Source organism: Ochrobactrum sp. XJ1 (assembly GCF_024701725.1).
GTDB classification, from domain to species: domain Bacteria; phylum Pseudomonadota; class Alphaproteobacteria; order Rhizobiales; family Rhizobiaceae; genus Brucella; species Brucella anthropi.
Map to the genome: position 1 here is coordinate 124,570 of NZ_VDGD01000009.1, position 16,822 is coordinate 141,391.

Below are 16,822 nucleotides of genomic sequence, written 5' to 3' on the forward strand. Positions count from 1 at the left end.
CATAAAGTGCACACATGATGTAGCATGGCACGCATGGATTCGCTCGCCGTCGCCCCCGCTCGGACTACACTGCCACCGGCCAATTTGCCAGCTTGGGCATTTCCGCGCGGCCGCGAGCTGACGGAAGCGGACGCCGCCTTCGCCGCCGGCATCGCGTTGAAATCACTGGACGATATCGTTCGTTCCGAGCCCGTCTGGGCCGGCTGCTGGCGCGCCCGCCAGGCCCTCAAATGCGCTACGACGGCGGTGCGGTTGATCGGGCGCAACGAGGACGAACACGCGTTGCGTGATGCGCTTTTGCTCACGGCCGCCGGCGACGATACGGGGCCCGCCGGAAAGGTGTTTTTGGCCTACAAAAGGATTGCGAGCCGTAAACCCGGCTTTTCGTCGAAGGGCACGGCCGAGCTGGCCGATCTGCTGGGACTGGCCTGGGACGAGCGGCTGACGGCGGCCGTAGACCATGCCGACGGTGTATTGCAGTCCGCGCGGGTCGCGCCCTTTGCGGCGGCGGACCTGGTGACGGCGATTGTTGCCGATCGTCCCGACGCCGAGCCGCTTGCCTGGGCGCTGGCCGATATGCTTGTCGCTGTAATGCTGAAGTGGGACCGGCCCGCGCCGCTGCTGATGGCCGAGCGCTACGGGCCGGCCTTCAAGACGTTGGGGGGCAGGGGCCGCGTCCGCCCTGGCGAAACCGGATTTCCGCGCGCGGTCTGCTTGGCTCTGGTCGAAGGAACAAGCGCTGCTCTGCGGTCGGCGAGTGAGATTGCGCGACGGGCCGAGAAATTGCTGGCTACTGTGCCAAAAGTGCGGACCAAGGGCGCCGGCGTCGTCATCCAAAAGCTGCTCGACGACGATGCCGTGCCGGCCTCGGCGTCCGGCAGCAATCTGTCGCGCTGGGCCGCGACCCGGCTGTTCGAACGGCTGGAAGGGTTCGGCGCCGTGCGCGAACTGTCCGGCCGATCGTCGTTTCGGATCTATGGGTTGTGACGATGGGGGGAACGAACGCAACCAGGACGCATCGCGGAAGCAAATCGAGGTCGGAGGATGAAATCCTCTATGATCGCGAGCTTGAGGACCTGCCGCCCGAGCTGCGCTGGCGCGAATGGATGCTGCGCGTCGAGGCGGTGATTTTCGCTTCGATCGAGCCCGTCAGCCGCGAGACGCTCGCGCGGGTGGTCGGAAAAGAGTGCAGCATCGACCTGCTGATCGACGATCTCCGGGAGGAACTGCGCGACCGGCCCTACGAGCTGGTGTCCGTCGCCGGCGGCTGGCAGCATCGAACGCGGCCGCGGTTCGCGGAGACGATCCACGCTTCGTCCGCGCCGACGCGCGGAGGGGCCGCGGCACTGTCGGAGTTTGAGGCGATGGTGCTGATGGCGGTGGGATATTTCCAGCCGGTCACCCGCGGCGAGCTGTCGAAAATTTTCGGCAAGGAGGTCAGCCGCGACACCATCGGCAATTTGCGTGGAGCGGGTTTCATTGGTTCTGGGCCACGCAGCCCGACTCCCGGCGCGCCCTATACCTATGTCACCACCAGGCAGTTCCTTTCGGCGTTCGGCATGCAGTCATTGCGAGATTTGCCCGACATCGAAGCTTTGGAGGATGCTGGGTTGCTCAGTCGGCAGGCTGTATTAAACGAGCCGCTTTCCGCGGAAGGAGACGTTGAAAATGAATGAGACCATCGGCTGAAGAATGACGACATAGGTCGGCGGTCGGCTTGTGCAGCGTTCGATGGCTTAATTCAGGAAACGCGCTTGCCAGCCTGCTCCCATAGGGCATTGGCGTTCTCTACCCACATCGGAACGTCATCGACCCCACTCCCGGCGCCGTGAGCAAACTCAAATCGGGAGACATGGGGGTTGATACCGAAAACTGCACCGGCATCAATTCCCTTGTGATGCTCACTGCCGGGGCCCTCGATTTCATATCGCTGAAGTAAAGCAGGGTGGTTCCCCGCGTCGTCGATATTTGCGACAGGTAGGATGGAAACAAGCAGGTCATGCGATCCGCTGCATTCTGAGTGCCCGCACGGGATAGAAACCCGGAAATCAGGTACCCAATCGCCAACTGGGACCGGGTTTACGTCCCAATCCCATTTAGCGAGATCGAAAAAAGCTGCCCATCGGGCTTCCAGTGTGGTCTTGAATACGAGCCCGTCATAGATAGCTGCCATTTTGCTGTTTCCATTTGAGTTGGCCAATAACAGGCGATGATCCACTGAAGACACTTATATTTCCACCGCAGTCTCAAAGCGGCGAATGAAATTGTCTGCTATCTTAGGTGCTGTGACGAGCACCCCAATCTCTCGGTAAGGTGCTGCTTCCGAAGGATCAGCGGAAAGCCAATTGAGGCTTGAAACCGTCAGATTGTCGTCATCCCATCCTAAGACTTTGGCGTGAATGCGGGGCTTATGAACTGGTTTGACTTCCAGGCCGGCTTTGGCAAATGTTCTGACAAGATCAGCACCGGCCTCTCCTGAAAGCGGTCCTGTGGTTCTCCCATAAAAGAACGATGCCTCTATTCCGCGGGCCTGCACGGCTGCGAGCGCCGGAAGCAGCGCCATCGACTTCGCGGTAATCCCAATGCGGTGGCTAAGAGCAAAAATTCGGGTTGTCGCCGCGTCACGAGCTTCCAGCACGAGCCTCGCGTGATCCGACCCATATAGCAGGCGCATCGGAACGGTCCGTCCTTTAGGGCCAGGTGTGTTCATCACCCGTTTCCCCAAAATAGCAAGTTCAATCGCAAGATCGTTCCATACCCCCGGTCTTCCCTGAGCGAGTCCGGCAAGTTTGCGGATCAACTGACCTATGAGAAGCGGCTCGCGCAGCCGAAGGGATGTTTCGAAGCTCTTGAAATCCGAAGCGAGCCAATTGCACGATCCGATCAGCGCGTTCCAACCTTTGGCGGAATCAGCAAACACGACTTTGGCATGAGAGTTGGTTGAGAACGGGTGGATTGTGATTGCACCTGTTCTGCCGGCAGAATCCACCGCCGACTGCATTTTCGCGGCGGCGAACTGAGCGGAGCGTGTCGAAGAACCGAGGTCGTCTTGCCCCCAAAGGACGTCGATCTTCACTCCACGTTCGGCAGCGCGCATAAGCAACGGCAGAACTATAGCCGCACGCTCATCACTTATAAATGTGGAATGGATCACGACCCGTTCGGAAGCCGCAGCAACGATACGTTCAAAAGAACGCCAATGCTCGTCTCCATCAACGATAAGGTCGGAAGGATCATAGGCTGCGGAGACGGACTCAGGAGATTCGTCGGGAGCTTCCTTCAGGACAATTGGGGAAGCGGTCTTGTCTAGCCCTGCTGCTGGGCCGTTACCTAAAACTTTGAAGGCCGCATGCAGGATTTGGTGACGCAGAAGCGCCGGCGCGCGCGCCGGAAGGCCCTCGATGACACCATCTCGAACCGTCACCACAGCATATCGCTCAGCCAGCTTCTCAGATCCGCGATCAACGCCGACGATCAGTTCGTCTTCTCCCTCGATCGCTGTGAACACATCTCCCATGTCTTCAAGCTCATGAGCAGATGAAGCCTCGAGGTGAGCGACAGGGCTTTCGTCCGTGTGGGACGGAAGCTGGGTCTTGTGGCAAAGCTCAAGCTCTCGCCCGCGATATACGCTTCCGGTCACTTGCTCGACAGCAAAGGCTCTCCATCGCGGTTCGGTAACTGTCGCTGAGGGCAGCTGTTCATAGTGCACCCGGGATGATCCGGAGGGCGTGATCTGAAACAGCGAACCCTTGGAGGTCGCGACGATCTCGACCCATCCTGCACGCATCAGCCGAATGAATGCTTCGACGACCACGCGCCGAGGCAAGCTTGAGCGCTCGGCGAGATCCGCTGCCGAGGCCGCCCCTCTCGAAACGGCATCGAGGAGAAGGTGTTCGATAACGCTCCATCGACGGCCGCGCTCGATGATGAAGCGCCTGCTGCCCCTCAGGACTGGGAAAGTAACCTGGACCGTTGTCACTTCTTCGCCCCCTTCAATGTGCCCCAATTGACGACTGCTGCCTGCCCTGCCGCTTTTTCAGCGTCGAGAGCCGTGAGAAAATCAGACAGAAAGCCAATGTCCTGATCTGGAAGATGCTGCGCCGCGGAAACGACATGCTTGTAGAACGAAAGGCTGCCCACGATGACCATACGCCACTTCGCGCGGCTCAAAATGACGTTCATTCTGCGGTTGTCTCGCAAAAAACCGAGCGCACGCGCGGGCGTCGTATGATGATTGTTGCGCACCATGGAAACGACAACGACGTCAGCTTCGCCCCCTTGGAACGAATCCACGGTGCCGCAAAAGGCGCCGGCGTCAACGGCAGGTTCAAAGCTGGACAGATTTGACAGGGACCCAGTTCGGTTCTGATCGATCATCCGCTCAATGCGCCGAACCTGCTGCCAGTAGGGGGACAGAACAGCAAGCGAAGGCTTTTTTTCAGCATCCTGGGGGAGGAGGTGTTTCAGAACCTGGACAACGGCGGCTGCTTCGTCGGGATTAGACCAAGGCGGAGCTCGTTCTCCGCCGCGCCCGCCAGGGCCCTCTTCCTGTGCGTAGGGCATATCAACAAAGACAATCGGCTTATCCGGCAAGATTGCCGGATTGCTACTCTTGAGGGGAGGAGTGGTGGTTGCGAATTTCGCAGCTTGCTTGGCGTTGGTTTCCAATTCGCCTTCATAGAAGCACTTGGAAACGATCCGCGCTATAGCAGGATGCATGCGGTATTGCTCGTTGAGCCGGCGGGCAATACGAGGGCCGATGTCGCGTTTTTTCTGGCGCGACAACTCCCGTTCAACGAAAGTCTCGAATAAGGTCAGCAATGACAAGGCTTCCGCACAAGTTCGGCCGAAATCGTCACCAGCCTTGGAAACTTCATCAAATGTTTCGTCAATTCCGGGGTCTTTAAGATATCTTGAGACCAGACTTTCCGCGAGCTTGACGACATCCTGCACCGCACTTGTGGACGACAAAAGCTTGGCCATCTTGTCGACGTCGAACGGGGGCAGCTGCTTGTGATCCCCAATCATCAGCCTCCTGTGCGATAAAAGGAGCGGGGAGAGCAACTCGCCACCGGTGGCTTTGCCGGCTTCCTCAACAACGGTCCAATCGAACAGACCTTGTTCTTCTATCAATCGCTCGACCGCAGCGGAGTTTGTGGTTGCGAAAACCAAATTGGCGGCCCGGAGGATCATGCCTTCAAAAGCGCGAAGCTCGGCTGCAATGCGCCGGCCAGCCCCATCTCCGGCGGAACGCCGCGCACCAGACGCAGTCTTCACGCTCGCGAGCGCACGCACCCTTGATGCCAAGCGAGGGGCGGCCTCCTGCATAAGCGGGCTTGCAGATAAGTCCTGTAAGAGCTTGTCAGCTTGCACGTCGATCTCAAGCTCTCCTGCCGCTTCGTCGTCATCAGCGGCGCGTGCTCTCACCATCAACGGACCGTTTTCCTCATCGGAGGACTTGAATATTGCTTGAACCTCATTCATCAGGTGGTCGATCGCGGAGTTGCTTTGGGCGGACAGAAGAATGCGTGCCGTTGGATCGTCCTCCATACGACGCGTCACTAGATCGCCGACGAGGTATGTCTTGCCTACTCCAGGCGGGCCTTGAAGGAGGAATAGGGGAATCGTCGAGAGAATCTCGCGAAGCGCGCGCTGTTTTGATTGGTCGAGCTTCTTGAACGCTTCGGTCTCTTCGTCGAGAGGATCCTGACTGTCGTCAATCTTTAGCCGTGGATCCACGAACATCCGCAGAAGTTCGCCGTGATTCTTCAATGCGGTCAGAGCTTTGAGGCGGCGTTTGAACTGCGCAATTCGCCCCGACATGTCGGACGGGACAAGAAAACCAAAGGACCGCGTCTGAGGTAAAGATTGCCCTTCGAATTTCATGCATTCGACATCGTTCAGTTCGTCGAAATCAATGAAACGCCAGGCGGTGCTGGTTGGCGACCGGTCGCCGAGCGTCCCAGGCTCGGAGAAAATCCATCCGCCTTCATCCCTCGGCGTTTCGGAGCTCAACAGCTTCTTCAACCTGACTGCCGGCGCCTCTAAGCCGAGGTGGGTGGAAAGATCAGCACGATCTCTATCGATGCGAGAGACGACGTGCATCACCTTTTGGTCGATGCTATCTCCGCTTCCTTTCGAGACAACTTCAATTGGAAATATGTCGGCAGCCGCATATGCCATTTCCAAGATCAGAAGCAGCGCAAATGCCTGGTGCATACGGGCCATGTCCGACTTATGCGCCGCCTGCCCAACCGTACGGTTGATATAGTCATCCCAGTGCTGAACCTTCCCACGTCTGCGCGGAAACGATTGCGCGGCGTCTCCAGTTTTGACGAGGTCCAGCGACGCTGTGTTGATTAGGGTTTCACCGATAACCTGCTGCTTTGCAGGCGGCTCCAGATCAACTCGTTCCGAAAAGGCGAACTCCCATGTCGGGGCATCCGGCGAATTCGGACGTCGATAGGGCGTCAGTCTATAGGTAAGACGCTGACCGAGGAGGACATAGCGCGAGGTTCCTCCTTCCCGCAGCGCGATGAGCTGAACCTGCTCACCAAGATCGTCACGCATGAAACGCAACTGTTGTACGTCGTCGGCAATTTCAATTTCATTTTGGGAAGCCTTTCTGATGGCTTCGGAAAGAGGGCTTCCGGAGCCGAGCCTTACCGCAAGACAAAGCGCGGCGTCTTTTCCAGCGACTTCGGCGGCAATATCGTCAATAATCGACTGAATTCGGGTCGAAATATATTCACCGTCCAAACGCTCGACGTGCTCAAGCCCGAGCATGGCCCGCAAAAGTCTCACCTCTGCAGCTGGGGCATGTTCAGCGACACGCGAGGCGACGATTTTCAGATCGTTTAGCGGGGCGAGCGGGATATCAAGAACGATGGCGGCCAGATGCGCCAAGTCGCGCCAGTCATGAGCGAAGGAAAAAGTTCTCTCCTCGCGAGGCGCTTTAACCTTCTTCCCATCACTTGTATCAATGGCAACGATGCGCATCGACCATTCAAAACCGGTCAGACGGAAATCGGGCTCTTCGCCAAGCGCGGTCACAACGGACCAAGGGTCGATATTTCTATGGATGGTACCTTGAGAGTGCAGTAGTTCAACGCCATCTGCGAGGCGAAGGATGTTCGCCCAGAGGAGACGGCGTGAGCGAGGCTGTCTGGCCTGCGCCAAAAGCGAAGGCCTTCGGCTTGCATTGAGCAGAACTTCAAGTGGGCTTCCCTGTCCGGGGTCCATGACCAGATAAAATCCATCCTTGTCCTTGCCGCTTGCCACCATTGACACGAAAAGGTCATCTGCCCGCGGAACCGCAGACAGCCGTTGTAGCTGTCGAATTTCGCTGCGCCAGATAACTTCCAAATCCTGGTCATCGGCGCCCTTGGCGCGAGGCCATGTCTTGATAAGCACTTCGCGAGAATCACGCGTCCGCGCGGTATCAATACCCGCACGACCGTGCTTACGGTCCGGCCGAAGAAGATATTTGTCGTCAAGCGTATATTCGGAGAGATATCCAGCCTTGGACTTGCGATTCGACATCCTCACCCCCCAATAATTTCTCAAGGAATACAACGTTAGGATGACATCTCAAAGAGGAGAGCCAACCGGGTGTTTCATTTTCCATCCAAAATTTCTGCAAGCTGAGGGCTTCCAGAGAAGGGATGAGACGAAGGCAGATGCTTTTGGTGCGTCTCCGCACATATACCGAGCTCAGTAGGGGCTGAACCCAGGTTTCCAGACGAGTTGCTGTCAACGACCGCGACTCTCTGGCGACGCTTGTCAAAAAAATTCAGAAGGTGTTTTCGTCTACCCCAATTTCCTGATCATCGTGCTCAAACCCGGGCCATTCCGGATTGAAAAATTCTGTATTGGAACCATGGCTCACCGTGAGACCATTGAAGCCATCAGTTGCTCGCTGGAAGCAAGCACGGATCTGCTCTGCCAGCGCAGGGTGGTTCATGCCGAGTCTAATCTCCACGGCATAAACAGCACACGCCCTGGAATCACACCAGATCGACGCTACCCGGGGACGGATGGTCGACCCCATTCCGTCAACGACGGCTTGCATTGTTTTAAACTCGTGAACCACGGAAAACCGACTTGCCAAAACCACCCCAAGGTGCTCAAGCTCGTCATACGGGGCCTTTGGACCGCTTTCGGCGCGGTCCAATTCTAACTGAAGCTTCAGCCGGGAAGCCAGTTCTTCGCTGATTTCAAAGGTCTTGGACTCAGACTCCTTTTGGCTGTTCCAACGCTGCGCCCGGCGCACTATCTGATCGCGAAGCGAGGAGTTCGGCGGGCCGAGAATGGTTGTTGTTTCGTTTTCGATCCGTAGGATTTCCGACGAAATCAGCACGTCGATCTCATGCGAAAAGTCGGCTTTTTGAGCCAACGTTGGCAAGAGTGACGCGGGCTGTCCGCGAAGGACGATGGAAAGAGTTTCGGGATCGAGTTCTGGTTTGAAGTCCTCCTGCCCTTCGATATTGAGAAGCAGGCCTGAAACGATCTCAAGACGCAACTTTTGTCCCCTGCCCGAACCAGGTATCAGGACTGAGGAATGCTTCCGATGAATGAGTTCCAGGCTGGCACAGTACGGGATGACATCTCGCACCCACCTTTGTAACAGACCGCGCTCGTTGCAAGACACGTCCTCGCGATCTCTAAGGTACGATCGAACCGGAAGATGGCATGGACCGGGCAGTTGCTGAATGAGCGCGCCCCAAAAGTCGAAAAGCGGCCTCGGAGGGGCACCAATCTGCAAATTCGTGGTCAAATCATGCCAGTCCCGGAAGCCACCCGCGCGTGCGACCGCGGCTTGGCATTTTGCCAGCGAATAGATGAGACTACTTGCGCTGAGAATACGCTTAAGTTGCTTGGCGTGGCTTTTGGCGCCGCTGAGCGTCGAATACATCGTTGCATCCTTCGTTCCGGCCATTGTCGACGCGCTGCTCGTCTCAGGCGGCCAGACAAAGTTGCGGTCACGTGAGCTATCAGGAGGAACGTTGGATCAATAATCCTTCGCCAGGCAGCGGCCACGCCGACGTCAGCGGCAGAATCAAAGATTAGCGTATTTGCATTCCTTGACACAAGCGGTACGGGTTCCCAATTATCGTTGTGGCCGTCTCACCAGACCTTCTGCGGGGTCAAAGTGGGCTTCGCGTATTTTTATGGTCGATCGTCATATTCGCTCGATGTGTAATCCGCAGACATCGACGAGCTATGAGGATTTGACCGATGACATCCATCTCCTTCACTGAAGTGGGGGTACGCTCGGCTAAGCGTGCTCTCAAGAACTATTTTCCTACAGTCCGGTCTTCTCATTTGACCGAAGCCCTTGTGGCAGCGTGTGGATTCAAGACGCATGCTGCCCTTGTCTCGGCGCTCGAAGCCGGCAACGACCAGGACCCTAACTTCGTGCTGCTTGACCGTCTGTCGTTCGAAAAGCGGCTCTCGGACGTTTCCGGGCACGCTGTGAACGAAAGTGACATTCCGTTCCATTTACAAAATTTCGCAGTAGAGGCAGGCGGCATTAGCACAACGTCGCGGCGCTACTTCGAGATTGAAGCGGGCCTGGCGCAATGTGATGGTGGCAGCCATCAACGCAGGGATTGAGCAGCGCCTGTTTTCGATCCGGCCCGGTGACAATCGTTGGCCGGGTGGTGAATACGTTGAGCGGCGCGAAGCATTTTCATTCCGGTTCTCGATCGGAAGCATTCCGGCTGTCGCATCGGTTCATGATGGCGGATTTGATGAACTGTCGATCCACGCGGCGCTTTGGCCAACAGAGGACGGGCTTCGGATTGTCCGGTCGCTCAACGGAAACTTCCGCGCCGGCGAGGTTTTTGCGACAGGCTGGTTGGAACGCCGGGACGGTGCCTGGCTTCAGGTATCTTCCAGCGGCCCTGAATTCGCGTGCCGCAAGCACCGTTTGGAAGAAGTCGCATCTTTGGAAGTGTGGCCGCAAGGCTACGCTGACCGTGGAAGCTTCAAAATCTAGCCGGATCAACGCCTGCCCATGCCGGACGATCACGAGGATCGTGGGATCTATATCGTCGAAGGCACTATCTCGATTGCCGGCCAGGCTTTCGAAGCGCCGCAGATGATGGTGTTTCGTCCCGGTGACAGGATCACGGTGACCGCTGGCGACCAAGGTGCAAGGCTTATGGCCCTCGGTGGCGCGACACTTTCGGGACCACGCTATATCTGGTGGAACTTCGTCGCCTCCTCGAAGGAGCGTATCGAAGAGGCCAAGGCCGAATGGCGTGCCGAGAACTGGGGGAAGGGGCGTTTCGATCTCCCGATTGACGACCGGGATGAGCACATTCCCTTGCCCGATTGAGTTTTGCCGATCGGCTTCAATTAAGAGGCCAATCGTGGATGGGGCGGATCGGCAGGTTAGATATAGGATTGATGACGGAGGAAATACGTTGAGCGAGGAGGTTGAACGGGAAGATGGCGAGTCCAAGGGACGCTACCGGATCGTCGTTGATGGGCACGAAGCCGAGATGACATACAGTCGTGCGGGGCAAAAGCTGATCATCATCGACCACACGGATGTTCCTGCCGCGTTGCGTGGCCGGAAAATCGGCGAGCAATTGGTCCGCCGGGCGGTCGAGGATGCCCGGCGCGAAGGCATTACGATCATCCCGCTTTGCCCATTCGCGAAAGCGCAGATCGAACGCCATGCGGAATGGCAGGATGTCTTGAGAAAGTGAAAAATTCCGCTGATGGAACCAGAGCCGGCCATAAGGAATGTTATGCGGAAGAGCACCTACAGGTTTCAGTAGGCAAGGCAGGCCCTTCAAGCTGCTGCCGGAGAGATGAACAATGGCCGAAAACACTCCTGAACTAACTTTGGCAGAGCGCCAGATCGCCGAGGTCATCAGTCGCACCGACAAGGCTCTAGCTGCCGCGGTCTCCTGCGCTCTGGAAGAGGCGACCAGAAGGGCGCTCGAGGAAATGCGAGCAATCGGCCAGGGAGATGCTGCGCCGGTATTGCAATATTTTGCGGCAGTCGTTCATCAGAGAATGTATTGTCTCATGTGTGATGCAGACCCGGATACTTTCGAAGGGGGGAACCCCGAAATTGCCTATCACGTTATCCGCAACGCCCAGAATATCGCCAGGCACTATTGGTCCGCTGACTTCGAGCCTTATCCAGCGAAATAGCGCTGGATTATTCATCGACACCCAGTATCACGCAGTTGTTGCGTCGGTGGTCCCTTAAATTGCTGATGAGCTTGGCGAAAAGAGAAAGCCCATTCGTGATCGCTGATCCGAGAACCTGATTTGACTTCAGGGCAGCGATCTATTTTGCGAAGCCACAGAGTTTGAGAGAACCGGTCTACCTGCAAGCTTGCCGTCACACACAAGCTGATCGTTCGTCTTGCCTGCCGAGGCCTGCTGCGCCTTCCTTGACGGCTGCGGTTCCGAAACGTTCGATGAGCATTTCAGTCAGTATCCTCACCTTTCGCGAGGGATGCTGGCCGGGTGGCCTTACGACGAAGATGCCGGCTGGCGGAATCGGATAGCGGGTCATGATTGACACCAATGCACCCGAACGAATATGATCCGCGACAAGCGGTTCCGGCAGGTAGCCGATCCCAATACCATCCAGAGCGGCGGATACGAGCGATATTCCGCTATCAGCGACAAAGCGCCCCTGGGGACGTACCGTAACGATCCTGTCGCCGTCCATGAATTGCCACATCTCGTTGTCCCGCATGACGACTTGATGATTTACGATCTCGTCCGGTGTTACCGGAGCACCGTGAACTTCGATGTATTCAGGACTCGCAACCAGGATGCCGAAGATCGACCCGACACGTCTCGCGACCAGGACAGAATCTTGAAGATGGCCAAGCCGAATGGCGCAGTCGAAACCCTCTCCGACGAGATCGACGAAACGATCGGTATAGGAAGAGAGGATTTGCAGTTGCGGATGTCTGCGCGCCATTTGAGAGAGGATGGGAGCAAAATGTGTCGGGCCAAAAGAAAGCGGTGCAGCGACACGTAACCGGCCGCGAAGATCTCCTGAGGGAAGAGTGGCGTCCCTTGCAACATCAAACTCATTGCAGATTTTTGCCGCATGCTCGCGAAACGTCGCGCCAGCTTCGGTCAAGGAGGCGCCGCGCGTCGTTCGCGCGAGCAATTGAACGCCCAGAAATTGCTCAAGCCGAGCAAGCCGTCGGCTGACGAGCGATTTGGAAACCCCAAGCCGGCGCGCTGCCTGCGTGACGCCGGAGGCGTCGGCGACTTCCACGAAGGTGCGCAGTTCCTCGATATCCATTGGCGTTTCCTTTTCGGCGACACGGTGTGGCATTTTGATGGCCTACCGTAGCTGAAATTGCAATGGCAAAGTCCACTTGGACATTGTTGCCAAGGTGCCGTGTGAGGAGTCGCCCTTCAACGACGGGATGGAAAGCGATGCCGTTTCGCGACAGCTTCAACGTACGTCAATCCATTGCAACCGTCCGCAGGGCGCCAGCTTCCGCATCAGCGCAATTTGTGAAGTAGTCGATCGAGGGAAAAATGATCAGGAAAATAATCATCGCGTGTGTGACAAGTCTTTCTTTCTCGGTAGCTCAGGCCCAAATGACGCAGGAACAGCCCGGCGCTGATCTTATCGTTATCAATGCAAAAATCTTCACCGGCAGCCGTGCTCAGCCCGAAGCTTCGGCTTTGGCGGTCAAGAAAGGCCGTATTTATTCGGTCGGTTCTGATGCGGACATTATCGGTCTGAAGAATTCCAAGACCGAAATCATTGATGCTCGCAGCCGCAGGCTGATCCCCGGCATCATCGATGCCCATATCCATGTTCTCAACGATTTGGCCTATAGCTACAATGTGCGATGGGATGGGGTCCCCACGCTGCGCGAGGCATTGACGATGCTGAGCGCGCAGGCTGTCCGCACGCCTGAGGGCCAATGGGTCAAAGTAATCGGAGGGTGGTCGCCCTACCAATTCGAAGAGAATCGCTTTCCCACGCTGGAAGAACTGCACAAGGCCGTGCCCGATCGCCCCATGATCGTGCAATATGCTTACAACCAAGCTTTCTTGAACAAGCAGGCGATGGAGGCCCTTGGTGTGGGAACCGATCGGTTCCCACAGATACCGGACGTCGAATTCGAAAAGGACAGCCAAGGCAAGCCCACTGGTGTGGTCCATGGCTATACCTGGTTGTTCCTTGCCCTCGAAAGCATGGTGCCACAGCCCACGTTCGACGAACAGGTGAGCTCGTTGATCTACAGCATTCACGGCTTGAACCGTTTCGGCGTGACCTCGATCATCGATAACGGCGGCAGGTTTCCTTACCCGGAGGCACAGGCAAGGGTAGACGTGCTCGCGCGAGACAACCGCCTCAACGTGCGCATGCCTTTTGTGGACTTGCAACTAGGGGACGGTGGGCCGGTAAACATGGTGGACCTCGAAATCGAGGCGATCACCAAAACGGCGCCGATAAGTCCGGGTGAAAATCTGCATCCCAACCTGGCACATGGCCACGAATATCGGGGCGCCGGGGAGGTTCTGAGCGGCGAAGTGCATGATCATGAGAATTTTGATCGTCCGGCGGTCATTATCGAGCCTGAGAGGATGCGGCGTTTCGTCGAGCAGGATGTGATGAAGCTGGTAGAGCGGCGTGTCCCGTTCCGCATGCACATCAGCTATAACGAGAACATCTCCCCCTTCCTCGACGGTCTGGAAAAGGTAAACGAAACGATCCCGCTCGATGGCCTGAAATGGAGTCTCGAACACGCCGAGACCATTAGTCCGGAGAACATCGCCCGGGTGAAAAAGCTGGGCGGCGGTATTGCCCTCGATGCCAAGATGGCGCTGCATGCGGATAGTTTTATAAAAACATATGGTCGCGAAAAGGCGCTACAGACGCCGCGCCTGCGCATGCTCGTGGATAGCGGTATTCCTCTGGCCATGACCACCGATGCCTTTCGGGCAGCGACGTACAATCCGTGGGTCGCTTTAAGCTGGATGGTGTCCGGGAAGTCGGTGTCCGGGTCCGAGGTCCTCGCCAGCGACAATCGGCTTTCCCGCACGCAGGCGCTGAAACTGTTCACCAATGGCGCAGCGTGGTTCATGAACACGGAGTCCGAAATGGGCCTGATCGCCCCCGGCACTCTCGCGGATTTCGCTGTTCTCGACAGGGATTACTTTTCGGTGCCGGAGGATCAGATCAAATCCGTTTCTTCCGTTCTGACTGTCATGGACGGCAGGGTCGTGTTTGGTGCGCAGGAATATAGCGATCTATCACCACGACTGCCTGCGATCGTTCCAGATTGGTCGCCCGTGAAATATTTCGGCACCTATTACGGGGAAAAATGAACCCCGCGGAAAATCCCTCCGCGTTTCCCTGAAAGGTCATTGGACTGAGGCTTCGACGCCATTCAGAACCATGCCGACACTGACAGGGAATGCTTACCCCCCGTTGAAAACAACGCGCGGCAAGGTGTCCGTCGTAACATTCAGGAGAATAGAAATTGTCACACTCAAATCCGCAGGGTGATGGAACATCCTCGCTCTTCGCCGATGTGCGCGGACATCACGTTGCGATCCGTGTTCCTGATCGGGACGTCGCCATAAAATGGTATCAGGATAAGCTCGGTTGGCGCGTCGTCCACATGTGGCCTTATGGTGACCAGCAGCTCGCCTTTCTCGCGCCGCCAGATGACGATCGGTTCATGGTCGAACTGCTTGCAGGTGGCCACCCGCACCCGCTACCGCCTTACAAGGATCTGACCGATAGCTTGAGTTACGCTGGTTACCATCATTTCTGCCTGACCGTTTCCGATATCGAAGCCACGATAGACGAGCTGCGCCGCCGCGCCGTCAATATCCTCGTCGAACCGTTTCAGGTGGATGAGATCAGCAGCAAGATCGCTTTCATCGCCGATCCTTTTGGGAACGTGATTGAATTGGCCGAAATCATCTAGCATCGCACACGCGCATAGCCTCGCGGACGAAGCCAAACGATTCCACCTTAAGCCCGTAGGGTTACGGGATCCCAAGTTCGGGCAGCGCTCGGATCGCCGCGTGCTTCGCCGGATTAGTGGCAGTTGCCCGCGATCACCCACAAAAGCTGACATAGGACGTTGCCATGTGGCGAAAGCCGGAAAGAGAGCCAATGATCGGCCAGAAGAAATATGTCATTCCCGGTATATCATTGGCGCTCAGCCTTCGATCCGCTCCCTACGCGCAGTCACTCCTGCTTACGCTTTACGCCGTCGCCTTTGCACAATGGGACTACCGGTCTGCCCTGGCTGCGGATGATCTTCTGTTGGAGCAGAAGAGGCCCTCGATAAAAGCCGACCGGTCGCAGGAGGACTGGTCGTCTCTCGCGGACCCGAAACTGCGGACTGAGCCGTTGGACAGTTTCAAATACATTCCGTTGTTTCCCGCCAATCCCGACAGCTACATCTCGTTTGGGCTCAATCTCCGCGAGATCTTCGAAGTCAGTGACGCACCCGCTTTCGGAACCGTGCGTACGAACCCCAGAGACACATACGGGTTACAGCGCGCGCAGCTCCATATCGATGCTCACCTGAATAAAAACTGGCAAGTGTTCACGCAGTTCGAGGATGTGCGTGCGTTAGACAAGACGGTGGTCGGTCCTAACGATGCAAACCGGTTTGACCTTCGGCAAGCATTCATCGGCTATACGCAGGAGACCGACATCGGAACGTTCAGGGCAAGGGTCGGCCGTCAAGACTTTGCCTTTGACCTGGAGCGGTTCGTTTCGACGCGCGATGGACCAAATGTTCGCCAGTCATTCGACGCTGTCTGGGCCGGGTGGGAGACGAATGCATGGCGCTTCTATGGTCTTGTCAGCCAGCCTGTTCAGTATCACGACGACGATCCTTTCGACGATCGATCAAGTAGCGGCGCGACGTTCAGCGGAGCCCGCGTGGAGCGACAGCTCTCACCGGATATCGAGGCCTCCGCCTATTACGCCCTTTATCGGCGCGAGGCCGCCGCCTTTCTCACAGCATCGGGCAAAGAGGAAAGGCACGTTTTCGATATCCGGTCGGCCGGCAATTACGCCGGTTTTGACTGGGACGCGGAGGCAATGGGGCAGGTTGGCAAGGTCGGCTCGGCCGACATTCTGGAATGGGCCGTGGGTGCGAGGACCGGCTATACCTTCGAGGAGCTCACTTGGTCACCGCGGATCGGTCTGCAGTTCGATGTCGCATCGGGCGACCGCGATGCGGGAGATGGCACACTCGGTACATTCAATCCGCTGTTTCCGAATGGCTTCTATTTCTCGCTCGGCGGTCATACTGGATACGCCAACCTCATTCACGTAAAACCATCGCTCACGCTTCAACCGGCAGAAGACCTGGCTCTAATGGCTGGGGTCGGGCTGCTCTGGCGCCACACGACGCAAGACGACATCTACACCCTGCCAAGCGTTCCCGTTGTTGGCACAGCGGGTGAGGGCTCTGCATGGACGGGGACTTATCTGCAGGTCAAGGCCGATCACCGCTTCAATCCCAATCTTACGGGGTCGCTGGAGGCTGTTCATTATCAGGTCGGGTCGGCGCTTGAAGCTGCGGGCGGCCGCAATAGCAACTATTTCAGGGCAGAGCTAAAGCTGGTCTGGTAACAATGGCGACCCTACGCAGCACTACGAAATAGGCCCATCCGGTTCTCGGCATCCAAAAGCATAAGCAATGGATCCGCCAGCGTTGAACATCGCAAGTTAAGGTGAAATCCTGCCCCCGCAACCAGTTCCTACTCCATACTATCCGACAATAGCCCGAAATTACGATTCAGTACGCTAAGGCGCTACGATCATCGGCGCTAAATC

The 16,822-nt window shown here is 57.0% G+C and carries 14 protein-coding genes and 1 pseudogene; 10 read left to right on the forward strand and 5 right to left on the reverse strand.

From position 1 onward, the window contains the following. Positions 1-33 precede the first annotated feature (33 nt). Both FG152_RS17520 and scpB read left to right on the forward strand, forming a co-directional pair. Positions 34-987: a DUF1403 family protein gene (locus FG152_RS17520; RefSeq protein ID WP_498987852.1), complete on the forward strand. Its 954-nt coding sequence runs from the start codon at positions 34-36 to the stop codon at positions 985-987. A gap of 2 nt (positions 988-989) precedes the next feature. Then, positions 990-1,676, forward strand: coding sequence for an SMC-Scp complex subunit ScpB (scpB, locus tag FG152_RS17525; protein ID WP_498987500.1), 687 nt, complete (start codon positions 990-992; stop codon positions 1,674-1,676). 65 nt (positions 1,677-1,741) lie between these two features. On the opposite strand, the gene FG152_RS17530 is transcribed toward scpB, so the two are convergent. From FG152_RS17530 to FG152_RS17545, 4 genes are all read right to left on the reverse strand, one after another. Further along, positions 1,742-2,227, reverse strand: a complete 486-nt coding sequence (locus FG152_RS17530) for a hypothetical protein (protein WP_498987502.1) — start codon at positions 2,225-2,227, stop codon at positions 1,742-1,744. After that, positions 2,228-3,814, reverse strand: coding sequence for a phospholipase D-like domain-containing protein (locus FG152_RS17535; protein ID WP_498987505.1), 1,587 nt, complete (start codon positions 3,812-3,814; stop codon positions 2,228-2,230). A gap of 161 nt (positions 3,815-3,975) precedes the next feature. Next, on the reverse strand, positions 3,976-7,542 hold the full coding sequence (locus FG152_RS17540; RefSeq protein WP_498987507.1) for a DEAD/DEAH box helicase: 3,567 nt from the start codon (positions 7,540-7,542) through the stop codon (positions 3,976-3,978). Between the two features lie 250 nt (positions 7,543-7,792). Further along, entirely contained in the window at positions 7,793-8,914 is a 1,122-nt protein-coding gene (locus tag FG152_RS17545) for a hypothetical protein (RefSeq protein WP_498987510.1), read from the reverse strand. Positions 8,915-9,237: 323 nt separating this feature from the next. Here FG152_RS17545 and FG152_RS17550 point away from each other — a divergent pair, with 323 nt between their 5' ends. The 5 genes and pseudogenes from FG152_RS17550 to FG152_RS17570 all read left to right on the forward strand — a co-directional run bounded on the left by FG152_RS17550 (position 9,238) and on the right by FG152_RS17570 (position 11,172). Beyond that, complete coding sequence (locus tag FG152_RS17550) at positions 9,238-9,615, forward strand: hypothetical protein (protein WP_498987511.1); 378 nt, start codon at positions 9,238-9,240, stop codon at positions 9,613-9,615. After that, positions 9,587-10,000, forward strand: coding sequence for a hypothetical protein (locus tag FG152_RS17555; RefSeq protein ID WP_498987514.1), 414 nt, complete (start codon positions 9,587-9,589; stop codon positions 9,998-10,000). Before FG152_RS17550 ends, FG152_RS17555 begins: the two co-directional genes overlap by 29 nt. 3 nt (positions 10,001-10,003) lie before the next feature. Further along, positions 10,004-10,342 (forward strand): annotated as a pseudogene (locus tag FG152_RS17560) (pirin-like C-terminal cupin domain-containing protein); the annotation flags it as partial. A gap of 88 nt (positions 10,343-10,430) precedes the next feature. Next, complete coding sequence (locus FG152_RS17565; protein ID WP_498987516.1) at positions 10,431-10,718, forward strand: GNAT family N-acetyltransferase; 288 nt, start codon at positions 10,431-10,433, stop codon at positions 10,716-10,718. 112 nt (positions 10,719-10,830) lie between these two features. Continuing rightward, entirely contained in the window at positions 10,831-11,172 is a 342-nt protein-coding gene (locus tag FG152_RS17570; protein ID WP_498987518.1) for a hypothetical protein, read from the forward strand. Positions 11,173-11,365: 193 nt separating this feature from the next. Here FG152_RS17570 and FG152_RS17575 read toward each other — a convergent pair whose 3' ends face one another. Then, a complete protein-coding gene (locus FG152_RS17575; RefSeq protein WP_498987855.1) occupies positions 11,366-12,292 on the reverse strand; it encodes a LysR family transcriptional regulator in 927 nt (308 codons plus the stop codon). A 242-nt stretch (positions 12,293-12,534) separates the two neighbouring features. Between FG152_RS17575 and FG152_RS17580 the strand changes: the two genes are divergently transcribed. The 3 genes from FG152_RS17580 (at position 12,535) to FG152_RS17590 (ending at position 16,618) form a co-directional block, all read left to right on the forward strand. Next, a complete protein-coding gene (locus FG152_RS17580; protein WP_498987521.1) occupies positions 12,535-14,340 on the forward strand; it encodes an amidohydrolase in 1,806 nt (601 codons plus the stop codon). Between the two features lie 155 nt (positions 14,341-14,495). Further along, complete coding sequence (locus FG152_RS17585) at positions 14,496-14,948, forward strand: VOC family protein (protein ID WP_498987523.1); 453 nt, start codon at positions 14,496-14,498, stop codon at positions 14,946-14,948. A gap of 191 nt (positions 14,949-15,139) precedes the next feature. Continuing rightward, positions 15,140-16,618, forward strand: a complete 1,479-nt coding sequence (locus tag FG152_RS17590; RefSeq protein ID WP_498987858.1) for an alginate export family protein — start codon at positions 15,140-15,142, stop codon at positions 16,616-16,618. Positions 16,619-16,822: the final 204 nt, after the last annotated feature.

Bases quoted from the DNA above. Each gene is read 5' to 3' on its own strand.
- FG152_RS17575 (WP_498987855.1), bottom strand. From the start codon at position 12,292: ATGGATATCGAGGAACTGCGCACCTTCGTGGAAGTCGCCGACGCCTCC.
- FG152_RS17555 (WP_498987514.1), top strand. From the start codon at position 9,587: ATGGTGGCAGCCATCAACGCAGGGATTGAGCAGCGCCTGTTTTCGATC.
- FG152_RS17545 (WP_498987510.1), bottom strand. From the start codon at position 8,914: ATGTATTCGACGCTCAGCGGCGCCAAAAGCCACGCCAAGCAACTTAAG.
- FG152_RS17590 (WP_498987858.1), top strand. From the start codon at position 15,140: ATGATCGGCCAGAAGAAATATGTCATTCCCGGTATATCATTGGCGCTC.
- FG152_RS17580 (WP_498987521.1), top strand. From the start codon at position 12,535: ATGATCAGGAAAATAATCATCGCGTGTGTGACAAGTCTTTCTTTCTCG.
- FG152_RS17570 (WP_498987518.1), top strand. From the start codon at position 10,831: ATGGCCGAAAACACTCCTGAACTAACTTTGGCAGAGCGCCAGATCGCC.
- scpB (WP_498987500.1), top strand. From the start codon at position 990: ATGGGGGGAACGAACGCAACCAGGACGCATCGCGGAAGCAAATCGAGG.
- FG152_RS17550 (WP_498987511.1), top strand. From the start codon at position 9,238: ATGACATCCATCTCCTTCACTGAAGTGGGGGTACGCTCGGCTAAGCGT.
- FG152_RS17540 (WP_498987507.1), bottom strand. From the start codon at position 7,542: ATGTCGAATCGCAAGTCCAAGGCTGGATATCTCTCCGAATATACGCTT.
- FG152_RS17520 (WP_498987852.1), top strand. From the start codon at position 34: ATGGATTCGCTCGCCGTCGCCCCCGCTCGGACTACACTGCCACCGGCC.